Annotated in this window: 16 protein-coding genes; 12 read left to right on the forward strand and 4 right to left on the reverse strand. The window is 38.4% G+C overall.

The features are described from left to right. Positions 1-25: 25 nt before the first annotated feature. The 4 genes from QWY93_RS13955 to QWY93_RS13970 form a co-directional block, all read right to left on the reverse strand. The gene (locus QWY93_RS13955; protein ID WP_290248968.1) at positions 26-835 is read right to left on the reverse strand and encodes a glycoside hydrolase family 43 protein; all 810 of its coding nucleotides are present in this window, start codon (positions 833-835) and stop codon (positions 26-28) included. A gap of 11 nt (positions 836-846) precedes the next feature. Next, positions 847-1,005, reverse strand: a complete 159-nt coding sequence (locus QWY93_RS13960; protein WP_290248970.1) for a hypothetical protein — start codon at positions 1,003-1,005, stop codon at positions 847-849. A 30-nt stretch (positions 1,006-1,035) separates the two neighbouring features. Further along, positions 1,036-2,058 (reverse strand): glycoside hydrolase family 43 protein, encoded by a 1,023-nt coding sequence (locus QWY93_RS13965; protein ID WP_290248971.1) that lies wholly within the window; start codon positions 2,056-2,058, stop codon positions 1,036-1,038. Between the two features lie 183 nt (positions 2,059-2,241). Then, a complete protein-coding gene (locus tag QWY93_RS13970; protein WP_290248972.1) occupies positions 2,242-3,318 on the reverse strand; it encodes a glycoside hydrolase family 43 protein in 1,077 nt (358 codons plus the stop codon). Between the two features lie 713 nt (positions 3,319-4,031). Between QWY93_RS13970 and QWY93_RS13975 the strand changes: the two genes are divergently transcribed. The 12 genes from QWY93_RS13975 to QWY93_RS14030 all read left to right on the forward strand — a co-directional run bounded on the left by QWY93_RS13975 (position 4,032) and on the right by QWY93_RS14030 (position 21,699). Further along, positions 4,032-4,529, forward strand: a complete 498-nt coding sequence (locus QWY93_RS13975) for an RNA polymerase sigma factor (protein WP_290248973.1) — start codon at positions 4,032-4,034, stop codon at positions 4,527-4,529. Between the two features lie 2 nt (positions 4,530-4,531). Next, positions 4,532-4,708: an RNA polymerase sigma factor gene (locus tag QWY93_RS13980; RefSeq protein WP_290248974.1), complete on the forward strand. Its 177-nt coding sequence runs from the start codon at positions 4,532-4,534 to the stop codon at positions 4,706-4,708. A 602-nt stretch (positions 4,709-5,310) separates the two neighbouring features. Next, positions 5,311-6,357, forward strand: coding sequence for a FecR family protein (locus QWY93_RS13985; protein WP_290248975.1), 1,047 nt, complete (start codon positions 5,311-5,313; stop codon positions 6,355-6,357). A gap of 37 nt (positions 6,358-6,394) precedes the next feature. Then, positions 6,395-9,901: a SusC/RagA family TonB-linked outer membrane protein gene (locus QWY93_RS13990; RefSeq protein ID WP_290248976.1), complete on the forward strand. Its 3,507-nt coding sequence runs from the start codon at positions 6,395-6,397 to the stop codon at positions 9,899-9,901. Positions 9,902-9,922: 21 nt separating this feature from the next. Continuing rightward, the gene (locus tag QWY93_RS13995) at positions 9,923-11,923 is read left to right on the forward strand and encodes a RagB/SusD family nutrient uptake outer membrane protein (RefSeq protein WP_290248977.1); all 2,001 of its coding nucleotides are present in this window, start codon (positions 9,923-9,925) and stop codon (positions 11,921-11,923) included. 17 nt (positions 11,924-11,940) lie between these two features. Then, positions 11,941-13,161, forward strand: coding sequence for a DUF4959 domain-containing protein (locus tag QWY93_RS14000; RefSeq protein WP_290248978.1), 1,221 nt, complete (start codon positions 11,941-11,943; stop codon positions 13,159-13,161). A gap of 73 nt (positions 13,162-13,234) precedes the next feature. After that, complete coding sequence (locus QWY93_RS14005; protein WP_290248979.1) at positions 13,235-14,431, forward strand: DUF4998 domain-containing protein; 1,197 nt, start codon at positions 13,235-13,237, stop codon at positions 14,429-14,431. A gap of 505 nt (positions 14,432-14,936) precedes the next feature. Next, positions 14,937-15,077 carry a hypothetical protein gene (locus tag QWY93_RS14010; RefSeq protein ID WP_290248981.1) on the forward strand — a complete coding sequence of 47 codons (141 nt, stop codon included), beginning with the start codon at positions 14,937-14,939 and terminating at the stop codon, positions 15,075-15,077. 9 nt (positions 15,078-15,086) lie between these two features. After that, a complete protein-coding gene (locus QWY93_RS14015) occupies positions 15,087-15,365 on the forward strand; it encodes a glycoside hydrolase family 30 beta sandwich domain-containing protein (RefSeq protein ID WP_290248982.1) in 279 nt (92 codons plus the stop codon). Between the two features lie 664 nt (positions 15,366-16,029). Next, on the forward strand, positions 16,030-18,297 hold the full coding sequence (locus QWY93_RS14020; protein WP_290248983.1) for a rhamnogalacturonan lyase: 2,268 nt from the start codon (positions 16,030-16,032) through the stop codon (positions 18,295-18,297). A gap of 35 nt (positions 18,298-18,332) precedes the next feature. Next, positions 18,333-20,501, forward strand: a complete 2,169-nt coding sequence (locus QWY93_RS14025) for a T9SS type A sorting domain-containing protein (protein ID WP_290248984.1) — start codon at positions 18,333-18,335, stop codon at positions 20,499-20,501. A gap of 145 nt (positions 20,502-20,646) precedes the next feature. Further along, positions 20,647-21,699, forward strand: coding sequence for a PKD domain-containing protein (locus QWY93_RS14030; protein WP_290248985.1), 1,053 nt, complete (start codon positions 20,647-20,649; stop codon positions 21,697-21,699). Positions 21,700-22,691 lie beyond the last annotated feature (992 nt).

Consider the following 22,691-nt stretch of genomic DNA (forward strand, 5'->3'; position numbering starts at 1 on the left):
GCATGGACTTTTTCTGATTTAACCTTTACCTTAACTGGTCTACCCCTTCAGTAGTCATCAATACTTTTTTCAGGGTGCCATCATAATTGTATTCCAATTTGTCAATGCAAACCGAACGGCTATAGCTGCTGCCATCCCTTTGGATGCTGCCGTTGTGATAGACGAAATAATCCTTGCCCTTAAACTCAACTATTGCCTGGTGATTGGTATTGCTGTTTCCTGCTATTTCATTCAATATTCCCTGGTATTCCCACGGGCCTTCAATGTGGTCTGCGGTAGCATAGGCGATTTTTTCAGGAAATCCCGAAGCATAAGTCAGGTAATATTTTCCGTTTTTTTTATGCACCCATGGGGCTTCTTCAAAGACAAAATCATCAAAATCTATCTGCTTGATCTCACCATCAATTTCAATCATATTGTCCTTCAATTTGGCGTAATAACATTCCCCATTTCCCCAGAATATCCAGGGCTGCCCATCGTTATCAATGAAAATGGCAGGGTCAATGCATGCCCAGGAATGATCTGAAGCAAAGCAATCCTCATTGGTCAATAGTGGTTTTCCCAAGGCATCTTTAAAAGGTCCTGCTGGGTTATCAGCAACAGCTACTCCAATGCCCGTCCAATTGGTGCTGATATACCAATAATATTTGCCATCTTTTTCAATCACATGCCCCGCAAAAGCATCACCACTTTTGGCCCAGGAGAAATCTGTTATTTTTAATGGTACCGGGTGTTCTGTCCAGTTTTTAAGATCAGTGGTTGAAAAAACTAACCAATCCTTCATCTTATAGCTCCTTTGTCCTCCTTCAAAATCATGGCCAGTATAGAGCCACATGGTATCTCCCTCTACATTGGGGCTGGATCCGCGGTATATTTGTGGGTAATAATAGGGTTTCCATGGGAAGTAAACTGGTGGAGGGTTTCATTGGGGCTTTGGGCAAACAGTTCATTGGCGGCCAGACAGCCCAAAAGCAATAGTAATAATTGAATAGGATTTTTTATCATTTTTATTTTTAGGTTGATATTTTTAAATATTTATTTCAACAACTCCTTTGGTACTCCTCCCCATTTTTCCTGGAGTCTTTGAGCTTCTTCCTTGGTGATGCCGATCACACTCCCGTGCCGGGGATAAAAGTTTTTGTTAAAGGATTCGGTTGTATCGGTGAAATTGTAAAGGTCAGTACTTCGCTGAAATTCATATCCCTGACTGGAGTAAAGGTCATACATTAAGATATACTCATCCTTGTTATTCAGTTTAAATACAGAAGAACCCTCGACACCAGTATTTTGGTTGGCATAGGTGTCCAGATATTTAAAATCTTCCTTCCAAGGGCCCATTAGTGATTTACTTGTTGCCTGTTGAATGCCATTTTTAAATTCATGGCCATCTTTATCTTTGGTATTTCCTTTATAGAATAGGTGATATACTCCATCCTTATAAATTATATCTCCATCAATAGAACCGTATTTTGCACTGAAGATCAAGAAAGGTTCGCTTTCAAAACCTGTAAAATCACTATTGGCATACGCACCATATAGGTCGAGTTTTTGATTATGGTGAAATCTAATAGTAAAATAGACCAGGTATTTTCCTGCTTTTTCATCATATAAAGTTTGAGGAGCCCACACCCATTTTACATTGCCAAACTGTTCGGGATAGGTTTGGGCAAAATCTATCCAGTTATGTTCCCATTCAATCAAATTTTGAGATTTCATCATCACAATACCTGGATTAGTTTCCCAGCCATTTTTCCTGGTATACATATCTGTAGCAACTATATTAAAATCACCATCCTTTCCACGTAAAATATGGGGATCCCTGATTCCTCCCGTTTGGGAAATTTCAGAAGAAGGGATAATAGGCTCGTTATCATTGAGTGCCTTCCAGTTTTTTGCATCAGCACTTGCTGCAAAACGCAACTGTTCTTGTTTTTCCCCTGGGCCAGTACCTTCAAAATAGGCAAAGAGATAGCCTTTAAAATCTTTTTTTGATGATGCACAGGAGGTGATTAGAATCAATGCAATAAAGTTAATTAGGCTATTTAAGTTCTTTTTCATTAATGTTTTGGATAGGGTTTAATAAGCTTTTCATTTTGTTTTGAGTTGAGAAAGAAATAGGGACCATTATTAATACCCTAATCTGCCAGGTGCCATTGACGCTTGTCTGTGGACTGTTTTTAAACGGAAAGTCCGGGATTTCGAAAACTGTTCGAATATCAGGTGTCTCTATATATGTTTTAGTTACTCAAACTCCATATCCAAATCCCAGTGTTCAGCTAATTTGTTAGCTTCATTGGCCGTTAAGTGGATTACTGTCCCATGTTTAGGAGAGGAGAAGTTGGTGGCTTTCATTGCCCCTTCATTAAAGTGGCCAAGGTCGTCAAAGTTTTTGAAATCGGTTGTTTCCCTAAATCCAAAATTATGTGGCTGTATACCATAAATATCATACATCAAAACCCACTTTTCTTTACCGATCCGTTTCCATACATTGGGTGCCTCACTTGCTTCAGGCTCAGAATCATACCAAGTGGAATCATATTTATAATTTTGGTTTATCTGATCAGAAACGGCTTGTTTGATTCCCGGCATTCCATCATGCGGGGTGTAAAACATATGGTATTGACCCCCAACCTTGGTAATGTCCGCATCAATATAGGATACCTCTTTGGGATACTGGAAAATCAGTTGGGGTGCTGTCAAAAGTTTATTGAATTCATCATTCACATAAGAATAATACATTTTATTCAAGCCATTTTTTCTTCGCATGGTATAATAAAGCATCAATTTACCTTCCTCTTCATCATAGATGGTTTCCGGTGCCCAGGCACAGCCAATTTCATCATAGCCCTCAAAAGTCTTATCAATTCTTATTTGAGCTGTTGACCAGTTGATCAGATCATTGGATTTCATTAATACAAAACCACGATTATTTCCCCATCCATAAATCTCTCCAGGTCGCTGCCACTCTGTTTCCCGGATTCCCTCTCTTTTGGCAAAAATATGAAGGTCAGTCATGGCCAAATAAAAAGTGCCATCAGGGCCTCTGTAAATGTGGGGGTCACGGATGCCTTTTTGTTCGGCAATGGTATCCCCGGCAATCACAGCTTTGCCTTGGTTGATATCGGTAAAGCTATATCCATCGTCGCTTAAAGCCATGTGCAGGCTATGATCATTATCCTTGAAATAAACCATCAAATAGGCGCTCATAGAATGATCACTCACACTTTTTTGTTGAGCTGATTGCTCATTGCCCTTGGTTTTTGGGCTACAACTTAAAATTAGGGTTAATAGGAAGGTGAAATTCAAAAAGTTTTTCATGATAGTTCGAGTTTAATTAAAGGGTTTTTTTAATAAATTTTCTGTGGACTTTCGGAAATTTAATTTTCAGGGCAATGCTATCCGAAATTAAAGCTTTATTATAAATGTCTATTTTACACTAAAATTTAATAATTGGCAAAGAATGGTGAGTTTTTCAAAAATAAACACTCTTTCGTTGCCAAAGTATCAAATACCATTCTCTCTAGGAAAAGTAAAAATGAGAGAGAGCTTAGGAATGGTTAAAACCGTGGTGACCAAAACCATTGGTATTATATCCTTGAAAATGAAGGGAGTTATTAAGGGCTGGTAATGATACCATTTTTTCATAGGGGAAATTCTAATCATTTAAAATTTTGGTTTTTGCTGAAAAAAACTGGGTCAACTGCTTTATTATCTTTATTAGTATTATTTCGATAATAAATGTTTTAATTACATGTGAAAATTATTGGTTTGGAAATTTTATATTGGGTAATAATATTTTTTTGAAGAATAAAAATAGGTTTAAGTGTTGTAAAACAGCTGGTAGAGGGTTGTTTTTTGGGTATTAATAAAAAATAAATTGGGATTTTTTTTTAAATGTAAATAAAACACTTTACGTTTATGGTTGTAATATCCAAAAAGTGCATTGGTGAAAAGGAAGGTATATACCTCCTTTTATGAAAGGTTAAAAACCCGATTTGAAGCTTAATTACCCCAAATAACCCCAACCTATAATGCCTAAATTAAATTTCTCTCAATCAGATACTTTTGTCCAAAATCCTGAACTTGGAAAAGGAAAAAAATCAGACGGCAATCATTCCTTTGAAAAAAACTTATGGCGTGATTTTAAATCCGGAAGCGAGGATGCTCTGATGGAGTTATATAATTTGTATTCAGACAAATTATTTAATTATGGAACCCAGATTACCTATGACAAAGAATTGATTCGTGATGTGGTTCAGGATGTGTTTTTGTACCTGGTTCAAAACAAAAAATCAATAAAGCAACCTGACTCCATCAAATTTTACCTTTTTGCTTGCTTCAGAAGGAGGTTGATGAAAGTATTGAAGAGAAATAAAAAGATTTCTTATTCTGAAGATTTCGAAAGGGGCGATGGTTTCCAAATAACTGTAGAAGAAGGGATAAAATCCATTGATACCCAATTTACTCTTGAAACCAAAAAAATGCTGGAAATGGCTTCCAAAAATTACCGGCAAAACAGAGGGAAATAATAATGCTGCATTACTTTGAGGGGCTTTCCTATAAGGAGATTGCTGACATGATGGGTTTTGGTCATGTTCGATCTGCAAGGAACCTCTTATATAAAGCCGTAAATGGTTTATCAAGTATTCTTAAAAAGTACCATGGAGACCTGTTCGTATTAATTGGTTTATTGTTTTATTCCTTTTAATAAGCTTTCAGGTAGTCTTTAATTGTTGGAGTAATTCAAAAAAATATAAAGTTTCTTTTTCCTAGCTGGTCCGGATTCAACTTCCGGACCTTTTATTTTTTCCAGCTGTTCAGGATTTGCAATTCCTAACCTAAAATAAATACCTCAGGCCGATTTAATTATACTTCTCTCCGCAGGCTTAGGGTTGAATTTGAGGGAAGGAGCCCATGGGAGGCTCCACCAAAGATGTTTGCCTCGCACTTATCTTACTCTAATCAAATCGCAAAAATGCTCGTTCCATAGGCATCCCATTGGGGCAAAGTCGTTAGCGATATTATTTCTCAAATTTTAAAAACGAGCTCAGGTTAGGAGGGACTTGGAAACCCCAAAAACCGATAATAAAAACAATGCCCCTTCAAAACATTTTCTGATTTTCTAAAATCCCCTCGGAATTCCTTCCAATAATAACTTTTTTAAGAAATTTTTTCACACAATTTTTCTGCCTTTAAAACCTGTAAAGGGCGGTTTTAAATTTATTAAAAAAAAAAGAGAATTTTTGATGTCACTTTAACATCTCAGGGCTCTATATATGTGAAAGAGACACTTATAGTAAATGGCCCAAAATGAAAAGGTTTGACCCTGAAAATATAGAAGACTTTTTGAAACACCCTGATTTTGTAAAATGGGTACACCAGCCCACTTCAAAATCGGACCGCTACTGGAATAATTGGTGCACCAGAAACACTAAAAAGGTTCACCTGCTCCGGCATGCCAAGGAAATCATTCAGGGAATGAAGCTGGAGGAGCAAAATGAAATGAGCAGTGAGGATCATCAAATGATCAGGGAGAAATTGCTTGCAGAAAACAAGAAATTCAACAGTGTTTCTAAGACCAAAGGGAATAATGGTAATTCAAAACTGCTTTTGGCGTGGGCAAGTGGTATTGCAGCTAGTATTTTGATTTTGGGCTTTTTGTATTTCGGTCCAAACAGGAGGTCTGAACAAGTAGCCTGTCCAGAAAAAAAAGTGGAATGGATTAGCAAGAGGGTTCCTAGGGGAGTTAAGAAAATTTACACTTTACCTGATGGCACTAAAGTTACAATGAACTCTGGTTCCTGGTTGAGTTACCGGGAGGATTTTGAGGAAAACAGGGTTGTAAGACTATATGGTCAGGCATTTTTTGAAGTGACTAAAGACCCAGAACATCCCTTTGAAATATATAGCAAATACCTTAAGACCCAGGTATTAGGTACTTCCTTCGATGTGAAATCCTACAAGGATGAAGATAAAGTCCATGTGGCGGTAGTCACCGGAAAAGTAAAAGTCCAGACAAGTGAGGGAATAACTAATGAAATGACCCCTGGAGAGGCCACTTTTTATAACAAGAAGGATAAATCCCTTACTGAGGCCAAGTATGAATATGAAGACTTAATTGGTTGGAAAGAAAAGATTCTGAAGTTTAATCGCCTGACATACCCAGAAGTTTTTAAACAGCTTTCAAGATGGTATGATGTGGATTTTGTGGTGGATGAAGGGGTAGCTCTTAGGGGGCAATATACTGCAAAATTTAATAATCAGAGCTTGTCAAATGTCCTTATAGGTTTGAGCTATTCATCCAATCTTTCATTTGATATACAGGGGAAAAAGGTGCTTGTAAAACAAAAAAGATAAATAAACCAAAATCAATTCAACAATAACCCTAATTATTATGCAGAAAAAAATACCCATTAAAAATTGGCATTGGAAATGCCTGAGATTGGTACTTTGTCTATTGCTTTTCAATGGCAGTTTGGCAAGGGAATCGAAAGCTTCCAATAGCAACTATTTTCAACAAAAAGAATTAAGTAATGTTTACCTTTCTCTTGATCTGCAGAAGGTGGGCATTATCAAAGTATTTAAGGCAATAGAATCAAAAACGGGTTTCGGATTTGCCTATGATGAGGAAAAAATGATAGGGGTTGGCCATCAAACCATACAGGTCAACAATGAAAGCCTTTTAAAAGTATTGGAAGGTATTTCCTTCAATACTGATTTAAGGTTTAAAAGTGTCAATAATACCATTTATGTAAAATCTCAGGAAAAAAACACCGAGCCAAAATCCGCAGTTGAAAGGACCATCTCAGGTGTGGTAGTTTCTGCTGAAGATGGTAACCCTATTCCTGGTGCTACGGTGTTGGTAAAAGGCACCACAATTGGTACTGCTACCAATTTAGATGGAGAGTTTTCACTTGATATACCAGAAAACCCGGAGACGGTCATTGTGGTTTCTTTTGTAGGGTTTAAACCCCAGGAAATCAAAGTGCAAAACAAAAGCGTTTTCAACGTTACACTTCATGAGAATTTGGAAGGATTGGATGAGGTAGTTGTGGTTGGTTTTGGTGAACAGCGGAAGGGAAGTTTGGTCAGCTCCGTTTCTACCGTTAAGGTGGAGGATTTGAAAATTCCTAGTTCCAACCTTACCAATGCCTTAGCAGGGAAAGTTGCCGGTGTGATTTCATTTCAAACCAGTGGGGAACCTGGCTTGGGGACCGATAATTCAAACTTCTTTATCCGTGGTTTGTCCACTTTTGGGTCAGGAAAAAGAAATCCATTGATTATGATTGATGGGATTGAATCCACTCCAGTGGATATGGCAAGGCTTCAGCCTGATGATATTGCTGACTTTTCTGTTTTAAAGGATGCAGCGGCAAGTTCCATTTATGGGGCAAGAGGTGCCAACGGGGTAGTTTTGATCAATACCAAATCCGGTAAAGCAGGCCCATTGAAGGTGAGTTTCAGGGTTGAAAACAGGCTGTCCACCAATACCAGAAATATCAATTTGGCGGATAATATTACCTATATGGAAATGGCCAATGAGGCTACCCTTACAAGGTCACCAAATGCCATCCCAACCTACAGCCAAAATAAAATCAATGCCACCAGGGCAGGAGAAAATCCTTATTTGTATCCCAACAATGATTGGATCGATCAATTGATTAAGGATTATACTTTTAATCAAGGCTATAATATCAATATGAGTGGGGGAGGACCAAAAGGACGATATTATTTGGCGGCGACTTATAATAGGGATAATGGAAACCTCAAAGTGGATCCGATCAATAATTTCAATAGTAATATCCGCTTGAATAATTATTCAATCAGGTCCAATGTTGACTTCAATCTTACTCCGACCACAAAACTAACCGCAAGAGTTTATGGTCAATTTGATGATTATAATGGTCCAATCGGTGGAGGTTCAGCCACTTTTAACAACGCCCTTTGGGCCAACCCGGTAATGTTCCCGGCTGTTTATCCCCAGGAAAAACTACCATTTATAGAGCACCCCTTATTTGGTTCTGCTCCTACTATAAATAGTAATGCCCAGGCTACATCGACCCTTTATGTTAACCCTTATGCCGAAATGGTGAAAGGTTATCAGACTTATAAAACTTCTAATATCAACCCACAATTGGAATTAAACCAAGATCTGGATATGATAACCGAAGGATTAAAAGTCAGGGCCATGACTTATCTGAAAAGATATTCCTTAGTCAGTTTGAACAGGTTTTATAATCCTTTTTACTATCAAGCGTCTATTAATTCCCAAGATGGTTCTTATTCCCTGAATGTATTGAATGATGGAGGAACAAACTCCATTGGTACTCCTGGAACAGAATATTTGAATTATACAGAAGACGAAAAATTAGTGGAGTCCACTTTCTGGCTGCAGGGAGTCATTGATTACAACAGGATTTTCGATCAAAAACATTCAGTAGGAGGGATGTTGGTTTCTTATATCCAGCATTATGAAGCGGGTAATCCTGGAAGCTTGATTCGTTCTTTACCTAACCGAAATTTGGGGGTTTCCGGTCGTTTTACCTATGGATATGATGATCGTTACTTAGTGGAATTGAATTTTGGATATAATGGATCAGAAAGGTTTTCTGAGGACCACCGTTTTGGTTTCTTCCCTTCAGCAGGCTTTGGATATGTGATATCCAATGAAGATTTCTTCACCCCATTGCGGGGAGCAATTTCTAACCTGAAGTTCAGGGCAACCTATGGTATTGTTGGTAATGACCAGATTGGTAACAGGGATGAAAGATTCCTTTACCTTTCCAATGTTAACCTTAATGATGGTGCTTATGGAGCTGTGTTCGGTAAAGATGATGGAGCCGCCCCATATTACAGAAATGGGGTTTCTATTTCCCGTTATGCCAATGAAAACATTACCTGGGAACAGTCTGAGCAAATCAATTTAGGTATGGATTTGGGTTTGATGAATAATTCGATGCAATTGGTTGTTGATGCCTTTAAGCAAACCAGAACCCAAATTTTACAGCCATTAACCTATATAGATAATGCTTCAGGTTTGATGGCTACTCCCATGTCCAATTATGGAAAAGCAGAATCCAAAGGGGTGGATCTGAGTTTGAATTACAATAAAACTGTCTCCAAGGATTTAAATGTAGAGGTTCGAGGAACCTTTACCTATGCTACTAGTAAGGCAATAAAAGTGGATGAGCTAAACTATCAGGAAGGATTAGGTCACTTAACCAGAACAGGATATCCATTGAGCCAACAGTGGGGATATATCGCCGAACGTTTATTTATCGATGAAGAGGAGGTAGCCAATTCTCCAGTACAATTTGGAAATACGGAATTGATGGCTGGTGATATCAAATACCGGGATATTACCGGTGATGGGGTGATAAATTCTGATGATGTGGTCCCTATTGGCTACCCCACTCAGCCTGAGATCATTTATGGAATCGGTTCTTCCATCAATTACAAGAATTTTGATTTTAATTTTTATTTCCAGGGTTCAGCACGTTCATCTTTCTTTATTGACCCATGGGCAATCCAGCCATTTTACCAGAATGGAGGATATCAAAATGGCTTATTGCAGGTCATAGCAGATGATTATTGGTCCACTGGGAACCCTAACCCTTATGCATTTTGGCCTCGATTAAGCACCGCAAGGGTAAGCCCTAATAACCAAAGATCCACTTGGTGGATGAGAAACGGGAGCTTTGTACGGCTTAAAAATGCCTCCATAGGTTACAATCTTGGACCTATTGAAAGTTTGGGAATAAAAAGTGGCCGAATTTATTTGTCAGGCATCAACCTTTTCTCCATCAGTAAATTCAATTTATGGGATGTGGAAATGGGTGGAAATGGTCTTAACTACCCCATTCAGACGGTGTACAACCTAGGCCTCTCAATCAATTTGTAAACCCAAAGATCAAAATCAAATATGGATACCAAATTCCAAATCAATTATAAAAAGAAGCAAAGGTTCCCAGTAGCGAATCTATTCAAAACGATAAAAAAGCACTATCTGCTGCGATCAGCAGTTTTGTTGATGTTGCCATGGTTGGCCTCTTGTAACGATTACCTGGATATCGTTCCGGACAATGTTGCCACCATGGATAATGCCTTCAAACTAAGAAATGAGGCAGAAAAATATTTATTCACTTGCTATTCCTTTTTACCTAAAGATGGAGATGGCTGGTACAATGCAGGTATGATGGCAGGAGATGAAATTTGGCTGCCCCAATCCAATGATAGCCACTGGCATTCTGCCTTTAGAATTGCCTTAGGGCAACAAAACAAGGATGCCCCGCTTTTTGATGAATGGGCAGGACTTAGAAAAGGTGGCGGCAATGGTTGGTCACACCTTAAAATTTGGAGGGGAATCCGTCATTGCAACATCTTTCTGGAAAATGTACAGGATGAAAGCAAAATTCCAGACCTGACCCTTTTTGAAAGAAAAAGGTGGATTTCAGAAGCGAAGTTTTTGAAGGCCTTCTACCATTTCTACTTGTTCAGAATGTATGGTCCCATTCCATTAATGAAAGAAAATGCTCCAATTGGAGAGCCCGAATTTAAAAGGATGCCAGTAGATTCCTGTGTTAATTATATGGCAGATCTTTTGGACCAATCAGTGGTCAATCTTCCAAGCAAAATTACAGATGAAAATACCGAGTTGGGAAGGATTACCAAGTCTATAGCAAAGGCAGTGAAAGCCAAACTGTTGCTTTATGCGGCTAGTCCTTTGTTTAATGGAAACAGTGATTACGCCAATTTCAGGGATAAAGACGGAATGGCTTTATTCACCCCTGATTATGACCCGACCAAATGGGAAAGGGCCAGGGATGCAATCAAAGAAGCTATAGATATAGCAGAGTCAAACGGACATGCATTGTATGAATATACAAATGATGTGCTGGACCTAAGTGATGAAATGAAAACCCAATTAAACATCAGGAATGCGGTAACTAATCGCTGGAGTGATGAACATGTTTGGGCCTTATCTAATAGCCAATTTATCAATCAAAACCTTTGTATGCCTCCTTTAGAAAGGGGAACACAATCAGATAGATTTATTTTACAAGGAGTATGGGCGGCACCGATAAAAATGGCCAAAATGTTTTATTCTGAAAATGGAGTACCTATTGAGGAAGATAAAACTTTGAATTTTACTGATTATACTTCCATTAGGACTGCTGAGGAAAATGAAAGGTACCTTATAGAGCCAGGTTACCAGACTGCCAGACTTAATTTTGACCGTGAACCCAGATTTTATGCTGACTTGGGATTTGATGGAGGGATTTGGTATATGAAAGATGGCAATGATACAGGTGCAGATGAGAATACCCTTTATTTGAAAGCAAAAAATTCTGAGGGTGCTGGTTTTGGCCATTTTACCAACTGGAACTCAACAGGATACTATATTAAGAAACTAGTTCATTGGGAATCTACAACAAATGGTAACACCAATCCTAGTTGGGTGGTTTACCCATGGCCAGAAATCCGATTGGCTGATCTTTATTTAATGTATGCTGAGGCATTGAATGAGGTAGATCCCGGCTCCACCACTGCTATCGAATATTTGGATAAAATTCGGGAACGGGCTGGTTTAAATGGAGTGGTGGAATCCTGGAGCAATTATTCTAAAAATCCCAACAAATTTTCTACTCAGGATGGTTTGAGGGAAATTATTCATAGAGAACGATTGATAGAATTGGCTTTTGAGGGGCACAGATTCTGGGACCTAAGGCGATGGAAAAAAGCAGTTGAATACCTCAATGAAGATATTACCGGCTTTAACATCCTAGGTAAAACGACTTCATCCTTTAACAATGAAAGGGTGGTTTTCAGTCAGAGTTTTATATCCCCAAGAGATTACTTCTGGCCTATAGGTAACTATGACACCAGAAGGAATCCAAATTTGGTAGAAAATCCAGGTTGGTAATTTTAAATCGAAATGCTATGAAAAAATTGAATATATATAAAATTTTATTGCTGGCTTTTGGCCTAATGGGTGTTTTTGCCTGTGAAGAGGAACTTGGTTTTAAAGAACCATCAGGAAGTGACACCACTATTCCTGCTCAAATATCCAATGTCCAGGTTGAAAATCTCCCTGGAAAGGCAAGATTGACATATGATGTTCCTAACGACAAAAGCTTACTTTATGTAAAAGCGGTTTATACCTTGAATTCAGGGGAAACCATGGAGGTGCAGTCGTCTTTTTATGACAATTCCCTACTTGTAGAGGGGTATGCCGATACCGAGGAGCATGAGGTAGAATTGTATTCTGTAAGTAGAAATAATTTACTTTCTGAACCTGTCAAAGTAACCATTAAACCTCAGGAAGCACCGATTTGGAGTGTTTTTGAAAGCTTGGAAATGGCCAATGCTTTTGGGGGCTATAATTTGACTGCGGAAAATCCTACTAAAGAAGATATCTCCATTTTGATATTAAAGGAAAATGTTCTTGGTGAATTTGAAGTAGATAATCAAAAGAGTGTATTTACTTCTGCAGATGAGGTTGAATCCAAAATAAGAGGCTTGGATACCCTGAATTATGAATTTAAGGTGCTGGTAATGGATAAATGGGGAAATGCTACGGATACCCTTAACAAAATAGTTAAACCAATTTATGAAACAGAATTGGACCCTGCTAATTTTGAAGCTTTTCCTTTGCCTGGAGATGCCCCCCAAGTTTCCAATGGGGCAAGACTTGAATATGCCTGGGATGGAAGAATGCTTTGGCCCTACACCAGTTTCACCAATCAAAGTGCTGGCGGACCTGATCCCCATATTATCACTTTCGATACTGGAAAGGAAGCTAAGCTTAGCAGAATTTGGATAAGGGCTTATCCGGAATTTTGGTGGACTGCCTCACCTCAATGGTATTATTTGACAACATTGAAGCGGTTTGAAGTATATGGTTCCACTGATCCAAGTCTGAGCGGGGAACTGGATGACAGTTGGACCTTGATAGGATCCTATGAAGTGGAGAAACCTTCTGATAGTCCATATGGGGAAGATAATGCCCTAGACGATCAGGTAGCTTCACAAGGATTTAATTTTGAAGTTGATTTGGATGCTCCAAAAGTGAGGTATTTAAGGATCAGGTGTCTTGAAAACTGGGGCGGGGGAACCGCTCAAAGTATCAATGAGCTGAAAATTTATGGAGATCCAAGGTAATTATTCATGTTAAGGAATTTCCGGTCAAAATTTTGGTTTTTTGAATTTTGGCCGATCCTAAAAATATTCAATTATGAAAAAAATAAATATAAATAGCATCATTGCCCAGCTACTTTTCATATTGGCACTTGGGACCTTTGGTTCCTGTACCGACTGGGATGAGTTTAAGAAATATACCAAGGACGGTGAAATTCAATATTCTGGAAAGATTGATTCCATTAAAATATTTTCAGGAAAGGAACGGGTCAAGTTCAAAGGTGAAATGAATGCTGATCCAAAGATTGTGAAATACAAAATTTTCTGGAATGACTATTCAGATTCCGTTGAGTATAGTATTGATAAAGTTTCAGGAGTATTGCCCATTGAACAGGTTTTTGAAGTGGATGAAGGAGTGAAAAACTTTGTGGCCATCACTTATGATGATGAGGGCAATGCTTCTGTTCCATCCAATGCAGTAGGTACTTCTTACGGAGATACCTACCGCAGAAAAATAAATAACCGTTTGATTGAGTCCTTTACCTTTAATCCAGATAATACGATCATTAACTGGGCATTAATGGATCTTACTACGGGAGCCCAATTTACGGAGGTTAAATTACCAGTAAATGGAGAAATGAAAACCATCACCACTCCTGTAACCGAAAACCAAACGGTTCTGGAGGGGGTGACAACATCTACTGAATTTGAATACAGAACTATTTTCAAACCGGAGCCAACCAGCATCGACACTTTTGCAGTACCATATGCCCAAGAGGAATTCATTGTGGTGCCCCAGTTACAAAATCGTCAGGTCCCATTTATCGCCTCTGCTAGAGACGGAAGATGGGGAACTTTGGCTGACTGGATTACCAATGATGCCATCAAAATCCATAATGGCCATGGTGGCTGGGATGAATGGAATGGAAATATATTCAATGTAGAGTCTGGCTGGGGTGCGCCATCCATTACCAATGGAAAAATTTATCAGGTAATGGAACTTCCAGCAGGTACCTACACTTTCAAAATTGCAGATTTGTTAAGCACCAATCTTTTAGATACTGATCAAACATATTTGGTAGTAGCTGCGGGTGAGGAATTACCTGATGTAGAGCAGGTTGATACAGCTATAGGATATACCCAGGTACATGGAGGAAAATCCGTAGATCAACTAAAAGTTGAATTTACCCTGGAAGAACCAACTCAAGTAAGTTTGGGATATCTTACTTCGCAAGCAGGAGGAACTCCTGGTAAATTCTGTAACATTAGGGCATTCGATTTCTATATGAATTAACGTTTGGGGTTTTAATTGAAAAGGGTAGGCAGTTAATTGTCTGCCTTTTTTTGTTTCTACCTACCGGCATTTTATTTTACCCCAATAAAATGCCATGGACAGGTGATGCTAAAAGGAACCAACATAGGATAATGGGTAATTCCTGGATTTATTCTATTTATTGGTAGAATTGAAACCCAACTAATTTTTGGACGAAAATTCTCATGCTTAAAATTTCAAAGTTGGGTTGAAGACTCACCCATGGCTTGGAAGAGTTGAAATTGTTTTGAACCCTAGGTGATCGAAGAGGAGGTAAAAGCCAATGCAGACTATTGGGCAACCCCTCTTAAGGAATATGGCTGGATACGGTTAATTCCGGAGACCCAAATTATGCCAGCACTATCCTGGATAATCAAGAAGCTTCCACTTATATCAAAGGTGTTGGTTTCCAATGGGAAGCCAAATATGCTGTTGAGAAATTAAATGAAAAATACCCTGAATATCCATTTATGCAAACAGCATCAGAATGGAGGAATGGAAAAATAATAGGGAGTCGGCTGAATATACCTGGTCCCTTATCAACAAATACCTTAGTAATGGGACTAACAGTTCCATGTACTGGAGAAATATGATCCTGGATGAATCCGGAAGAAGTACCTGGGTCTAGACACAAAATATGATGATTTCCATCGACAAAGCTTCCGGGGAGATTACTTATAATCCTGAGTATTATCTGATGAATCATCTAAGCCATTATGATTTACTAGGCGCCAACCGTTTGAAACCTACAGGTGAAGAGGATCATTTGGCTTTTGTCAATCCTGATGGAGAAAGGGTACTATTTGTCTTCAATATCGAACAAGAAGATAAAGAAATGACCATAGAAGTGGAAGGGAAAGTTTTGGAATTGACTGTCAAAGGAAATTCCATGAATACTTTTACCAGGGAAAACTAAGCCAAAATTTTTCTTTAATTATAATACCTTCCAGGTTTCCAAAAACTGGAAGGTATTTTTATCCTCTGCCGAATAATTATTAGGGGGTATTAAGAGTAAATATAACCAGTATAATACCATACAGTTTTTCAGCTTTATTGGGGTACATTAGATTTTGATAGATAAAAATTTGGATATCCATGGTGTTGCCAGATGACAAATGGATTAAAAGTTGCAGCTTGTTTTAATTTCTTTTTGACCTTGTTGCTTCTTTTTAGTTCGATTTATCCTTGTTGGTAGGATTGTGGTTAATTATGCCTCAAAATAACCCAATTATGAAAAGATGTTTTACTCCAGTAAATTCTATTATAAAATTTGGCTTTTGCCTAATCCAAAGCATTTTTTATTCAACATGCTATAATAATAGCTTGTTTCTCCAACCGATTTCAGTTAGGTCGGATATGACTAATTTTTGAAATCACCCAATGCCAAAACCTATGGCTTAGGGGTTGGATGATCGTTTTTGGACATTTTAAGGTACCGATGTGTCAGGTGAGCCCTTTTGGGATGTAAGAAGGATAAATTAACCTGTTGTCCTGTTTTCATTGATACTTTGAAATGGAATTAGTTCAATCTGCCAGTAAAAATTCACATAATCAGAAGATTTTATTATTAAAGAAATACTATGAGGATAAAAATTCTACTGTTTTTTGGTTTGCTATTAATGGCAAATGCTTTAAGTGCACAAAGAAAAATGGAAGCCCTGGACAGGGGCTTGGTGGCTGTACAATCTTCGGAAGGCATATTTGTGAGTTGGAGGATTTTGGGTGAAGAGTGGTACGGAGTTACCTATAATCTATACCGTAATGGGGAGAAATTAAATACTGAGCCATTAGAGGTATCCAATTATTTGGACGATTCCGGATCCTTATCCTCCACTTATTCCGTAAAAGCCATCGTAAACGGTGAAGAGGAACCTCCATCAAAATCTGTTCAGCCATTATCTGAACAATACCTGGAAATCCCATTGGTATCAAGACCAGATGGTTATGAACCTAATGATGCCACAACGGCAGATTTGGATGGAGATGGAGAGTATGAGATAATCCTTAAACGTATCATTAATGATTGGTCTGAGGAGGCCACACAATTTGCCTATTTCGAAGCTTATAAAATGGATGGGACATTGATGTGGGATATAAATGTAGGTCCAAATATCATGTCTTCTTCAGCTGTAGAGATCAATATTGCAGCTTTTGATTTTAATGAGGATGGAAAAGCTGAAGTGTTCTTAAGGACATCAGAAGGTACAATTTTTGGTGACGGGACAAAAATAGGGGATACCGATGGCGATGGGAAGACCAATTACCGATACTCAGTGGTCCAGTCTCCCAATATGCAATATATGAACGAAGGGCCTGAATTCCTTTCCCTGGTGGATGGCGAAACCGGAGTAGAATTGGACCGGGTAGATTTTATTCCCAGAGGCAAATCTTCAGATTGGGGAGACAGCTATGGACACCGTGCTAATAAGTTCTTTTTTGGTGCGCCTTATTTGGATGGGAAAAAGCCCAGTCTGTTTATAGGTCGTGGAATTTATACGAAAACCGAAATGCGGACCTATGATGTGGTCAATAAGGAATTGGTTCTCCGATGGGAATTTAGTTCAGAAGATAATCCTGGATATGGTGGCCAGGGGAACCATAATATGACTATTGCTGATGTGGACGAAGATGGAAGAGATGAAATAGTTTATGGATCAATGACTGTGGATGATGATGGTTCGGGTTTGTACTCCACAGAATTGGGCCATGGCGATGCCATGCATGTGGGGGATTTAGATCCCTTTCGAAAAGGAATTGAGGTCTGGAGATGTCTTGAAAACTCTCCAATGTATGGAACTGTTTATCATGATGGTGCAACCGGAGAAATATTAATTCACGATGTTTTGGGGCGTGACTGTGGCCGGGCCATGGCTGCCAATATTTCGGATGAAGTAATGGGGGCAACACTTTGGGGCAGTACAACCAAATTTTCCGCAACAACTAAAGCTCCTGTGAGTTTAGAAACCAATTCAGTCAACTTTAGAATATACTGGGATGGGGACTTGTTAGAGGAATTGCTTGACCATAATTGGAATGGCTCTGGCGGAGAAGGAGTCATACAAAAGTCTGGGCATGGAAATATTTTTACTGCAACCGGAACCAATTCGAATAACTGGACAAAAGGTACCCCAGCGCTCCAGGCTGATCTATTTGGGGATTGGAGAGAAGAGGTTATTTGGAGAACAACAGATAACAAAAAGATTAGGATTTATACCACAGTTGATCCAACTCCATTTAGGGTTTATACATTAATGCATGACCATCAATATCGTCAGGCAATATGTTGGCAAATGTGCGGATATAATCAACCACCCCATACCAGTTTCTTTCTGGGCGAAAGAGAAGGAATAACGGTACCTCCTCCTCCAATGATAACTAATGGCCGGTTGGTATATAATGGCGGCGGTGTATGGGATAAAACATCTGCCAATTGGTTAAGAGATGGACAAGTATCGACCTTTGAAGATGGAGACCAGGTCCTATTTGATGTGTCAAATGGGGAAAATGTAACCTTGGACTTAAGTGAAACGGTTTCCCCATCAAATCTTACCGTTAACTCATCAGGTAATTATACTTTAAATACTTCCACAGGCAAATTCTCCGGAAATATGCACCTTACTAAGCAAGGATCTGGAACATTTTCGGTGGAAGGCACTCATGATTTTAGTGGAGAAACTAAGGTATGGAATGGGCGCTTGGCCCTTGATGGAAACCTTACCAACAGTCCCGTTTTAGTTAATTTATTTGCTGAATTGGCGGCTAAAGGCCAATTGGGAAAAGGTGTTAATATGCGTCAGGGTTCAAGTCTCTTTGTGGGGGGGATCAGGTGTTTGGCAATCTGGATATAACCGATTCCATAAACGTAGAAAACAAATCGGAATTGGTGTTTGATTTACATTCCTCGACGGAATCTCAAAATGATACATTAAAGGTTGATGGTGATATTATTCTTGAAGATGGCGTTGCTGTTCGAGTGGTACCACATTTGGTGGGTGAAGAAGAGCGATTAGCTCCAGGTTCCTATGTGATCGCAAAGGCAACCGGGGAGATAAAAATAAATCTTGAAAATATTGCTATTACAGGGATTTTGGGTACACCTGCTTCCCTTAAAATTCAAGACGGCACCATTATTTTGGAGATAAAGGATATCCGAGATGCTAAGTCAGTGATTTGGAATGGATCAAATTCTAACGTTTGGGATTTAGCTACTTCCGCAAACTTTTTAAATAATGATGTGGAAGATGTATTTGTTACAGGTGATGATGTTGAAATCAATGATAATGCAATTGAAAAGAATATTGTTATTTCAGAAGATGTTTTGCCTAATTCTGTTAAGGTTAATAATTCGGAATATTTCACTTTTTCAGGAGAAGGATCTATTGTTGGCCCTGCTAGTTTAACTAAATCAGGCTCTGGAAAATTAAAAATATCTAATAACAATACTTTCTCAGGTAAATTAACCCTTAACGAAGGAACATTAAGTGTTTCAACTTTACCTAATAAACTTTCCGAAAAAAGTCCGCTTGGACCGGTGTCTAATGATGCCTCCCTTTTTGAAATTAATGGGGGGACGCTATCAGTCACTTCAGAAACTACAATGGACAGAGCAGTTAATATTGGAGCTAACGGTGGGACCTTGATTCACAATGACAAATTGAATTGGAATGGAATAATTTCAGGTGGAAAACTCACTAAATCTGGTTCCGGAGAATTGGTGATGGGGGCTGCTAATTCAATTAGTGAATTGGTAATTATAGGAGGAAAAGTCCGTCTGTTGAATGAAGAAGCAAATCCTGGAGGGTTGGTAACTATTGAAAATGGTTCTTTTTTTAGTTATGATAATAATTACACTTACAGCACTTCAAGTTTTGATTTTCAAATTCCCGAGGGTAAAGAAGGTAATATCTATTTAGACGGACGATGTGCTTATACTGGGACGTTAACTGGAGCTGGAATCCTTAATGCTTATATACCTTTTGTCCGAACAGATTTTAATGGAAACTGGTCTGAATTTTCAGGAACCCTAAATATTAAAAGCAAAAATGGTGATGATGTGCCATTTAGGATTAACAATAATTACGGTTACCCAAATGCAATTGTAAATATTGACGGGAACATATTTGTAGAGCCATTATCAGGAGGCACGATTAAATTCGGTGTTTTAACGGGTACTGGAACCTTGGGTAATGCAGTCTGGGAATTAGGAGCTAGAAATGAGGATTTTGAATTTGAAGGTGTATTTACAGCAGGAAGCCTTAAAAAAGTAGGGACCGGAGCAATGGCTTTGTTGGGAACTAATACCTATACAGGAACTACCTCCGTAATTAATGGATCTTTTTTAGCAAAAAATCAATCGGGAAGTGCGACAGGAACTGGTAGCGTTTCTGTGGAAAGTGGAGCTTTTCTGGGGGGAGATGGTACCATTGGTGGTGAGGTCCAAGTTAAGAGTGGAGGAACCTTATACGCAGGGGACCCAAATACTACTGGTTCATCATTGGAAGTAAAAAGTGTAATGATGGAAGAGGAAAGTATATTCCATGTTAAAGTTAAAGGAGGAAGTTCAACTTCAGATAAGATCATTGTAGCAGATTCCTTTACTGCCAGTGGCCAGTTAGTTCTTGTGAATACTTCATCAGCAGAATTTGAGTTGGGGAGAAGTTATCGAATTGTTTCCTCTCCAAATATCGAGGGAGAATTTGATAGTATCTCACCGGAAACCCCAGGTGATGGCTTGGCGTGGGATACCAGCAAATTCAACTCGACAGGAGAAATTAGGATAGGAATGACTACCGCAATTGATAATAATCCTAGGGAGGAAGCCTTTGGATTCTATCCAAACCCTACAGATGGAATCCTGAAATTTAATGTTAATTATTTTGGAAATGGAGGAGCCGAATTAATCGTAATCGATGTCAATGGAAAGGTGATGCTTCAAAAGGAAATAAAATCCAATGAAGGCCAATTGGACCTAAGATCCTTCAAAAGTGGAGTATATATGATTCATATTTTTGATGGAGTAAATCTTTACAAAGAAAAAATAATAAAAAAGTAAAAAGATAAAAGCCCAATTTTTAGGATGAGAAAAATTTATCCGCTGGTTTGGGCTCGTTTTCCATACCTATTAAGTCACCTAAAAAAAAAACTAAACTGAAACGTTAACAATAAATCTATAAACCAAATATTAAAACTAAAGGCTTATGAAAAATTCAATTACCCAATTAGCTTTAGTGCTATTTCTAGGATTTTTGGCTTCATGTAATGAAGACACAGATGATGTAAATGTCAATGATCCTGTAGCAAGTTTTACATTTGAGCCTGGTGATGGGCCTAAAGTGAAATTTGACGCGGAGGCAACTAATGCAAGTGCTTACTTCTGGGAATTTGGTGATGGATATAACTCTAATGAAGAAGATCCAGTGCACAATTATGAGAAAGAAGGGGAGTATAATGTAAAATTAATGGTATACGGGGAAGATGGTTCCAAACCAGCAGAAGTAGTAGAAACGGTTAATGTAAATATCATTAATGATCCGGTTGCAGATTTTATCTATGAAGCCGATGAATTGAAGGTGAATTTTAAAGTAATGGCATCCAATGCAATGGAATACCATTGGGATTTTGGTGATGGAAATACTTCTACAGAAGAAAATCCTGAGCATACTTATGCTGCTGAAGGAGAATACACTGTAACCTTAACCGTAACTGGTGAGGAAGGTTCCACCTCTGTGGAATTGGTTAAAACTGTGGATGTTGCGAGATTAAGGGTGTTTGAACCTGTAACGGTTGAAAATGCAGACTTTGCACTTCCGGGTGACGATAAATATAGAAATTGGAGTAATGTTCCAGGTTGGAACAGTGATACCCAAGCTACGGATTCAGGAGTTGAAGCGGATGGTGATGGAAATTATCATGGTTTTATTAAAACCAGCGACCCTGCTGTTTACAATCTATTGGATCATGAAATTACTATGGATGATGAAGAATTTAAATTGAATGTGACAGCTTGGAATACTTGGAATGGCCAGGATTTTATTGTTACAATTTATTATGACTCAGGTGACGGCGTTAGGAATGTGTTGGGAACACAGGCCATTGAAATGGCCGTTGGAGAAACCCAAAACATTGAATTTATCGCAACGGCAACTACGGAAGCCGTTGGAGCAAAGGTGGGAATCGAGTTTTCCGCTACAGCACCAAGCAGTGCTGGTTGGTTTGCATTTGATGATGTCCAAATGGAGGCAAAAAAGTAATCCAGTTAACATATTATATTATAAAATGGGTAGGCTAATTTGGTCTACCCATTTTTTATAACCAATAGAAAATTATTCAGGTACTAACCAAAAATTTTTGATTTGATTGCCCAAAGTGGTCGAAAAAGTTTATGAAGTCAACGTTCGAGGGACCATCGTCCATTTACTGTTTCTAATAACCTGAATTCGATTTAAAAAGTAGAGTGATAAGATCGCTAAGGTCTTTGCGAGAGGTTTAAACTATCTCAAATAATATGAGTTGAATGACTGGGTTTCGGGGCTTTGTCATTCCGACGAAAAGAGAAATCCCTTTTTCTATTTGTTACTGAAAGAGATGCTTCCTGCGCACACCCTGTCAAACTCTAATCCCGTCAATGGTAGCCCTTTAGCAATGGAGGTCGCGAGGGAAAAAGTGTGTGGCCCGAATTCCGGAAGGCAGGCAATCTCATTTTTAAGGGATTCTCACTCCGCCTCCTGCGTATACCCCTGACGTTTTTGTAACTCAAACTGAGGTTATTAGTTTTTCCCTTTTTCAAGACCGATGAAGTCAATATTTTATATCAATTTTTTGGCCGGCCTTAGGACTTGGTTTTTGAAAAAGAATGCTTTATCTCCACAGGTTTTTAATAGGGTTTCAATTTATTTTTGAAAAAATCATCAAAAAATTGCCTTTAGGGATAACCTGCCAAATATTTAATATGTAAAAGGTTTTTTAAACATTTAAGCTTGTTAAATAAACCAAATATAATTTAAAAGTGACCTGTTAACAGGTGATATTCGATTGTTTTCCTCTGTTTTTTTAAAAATATCACCTTGTAATTAAGTGGTTTTCAGTTATTTGTATAATTTGCGTGATTGTGAATTAGAATTCTTTTTCTTTAAGGTACAGTTTGAATTAATTCTGTAAAAACGTTGTACCTTTTTATTTTATTTTAAGAAAAAACATGAAACCATGAGGTTGTTTTAATAGCACTTCCCCTCTTTATAAACGA

It is taken from the genome of Echinicola jeungdonensis (assembly GCF_030409905.1).
In the GTDB taxonomy this organism is placed as follows: domain Bacteria; phylum Bacteroidota; class Bacteroidia; order Cytophagales; family Cyclobacteriaceae; genus Echinicola; species Echinicola jeungdonensis.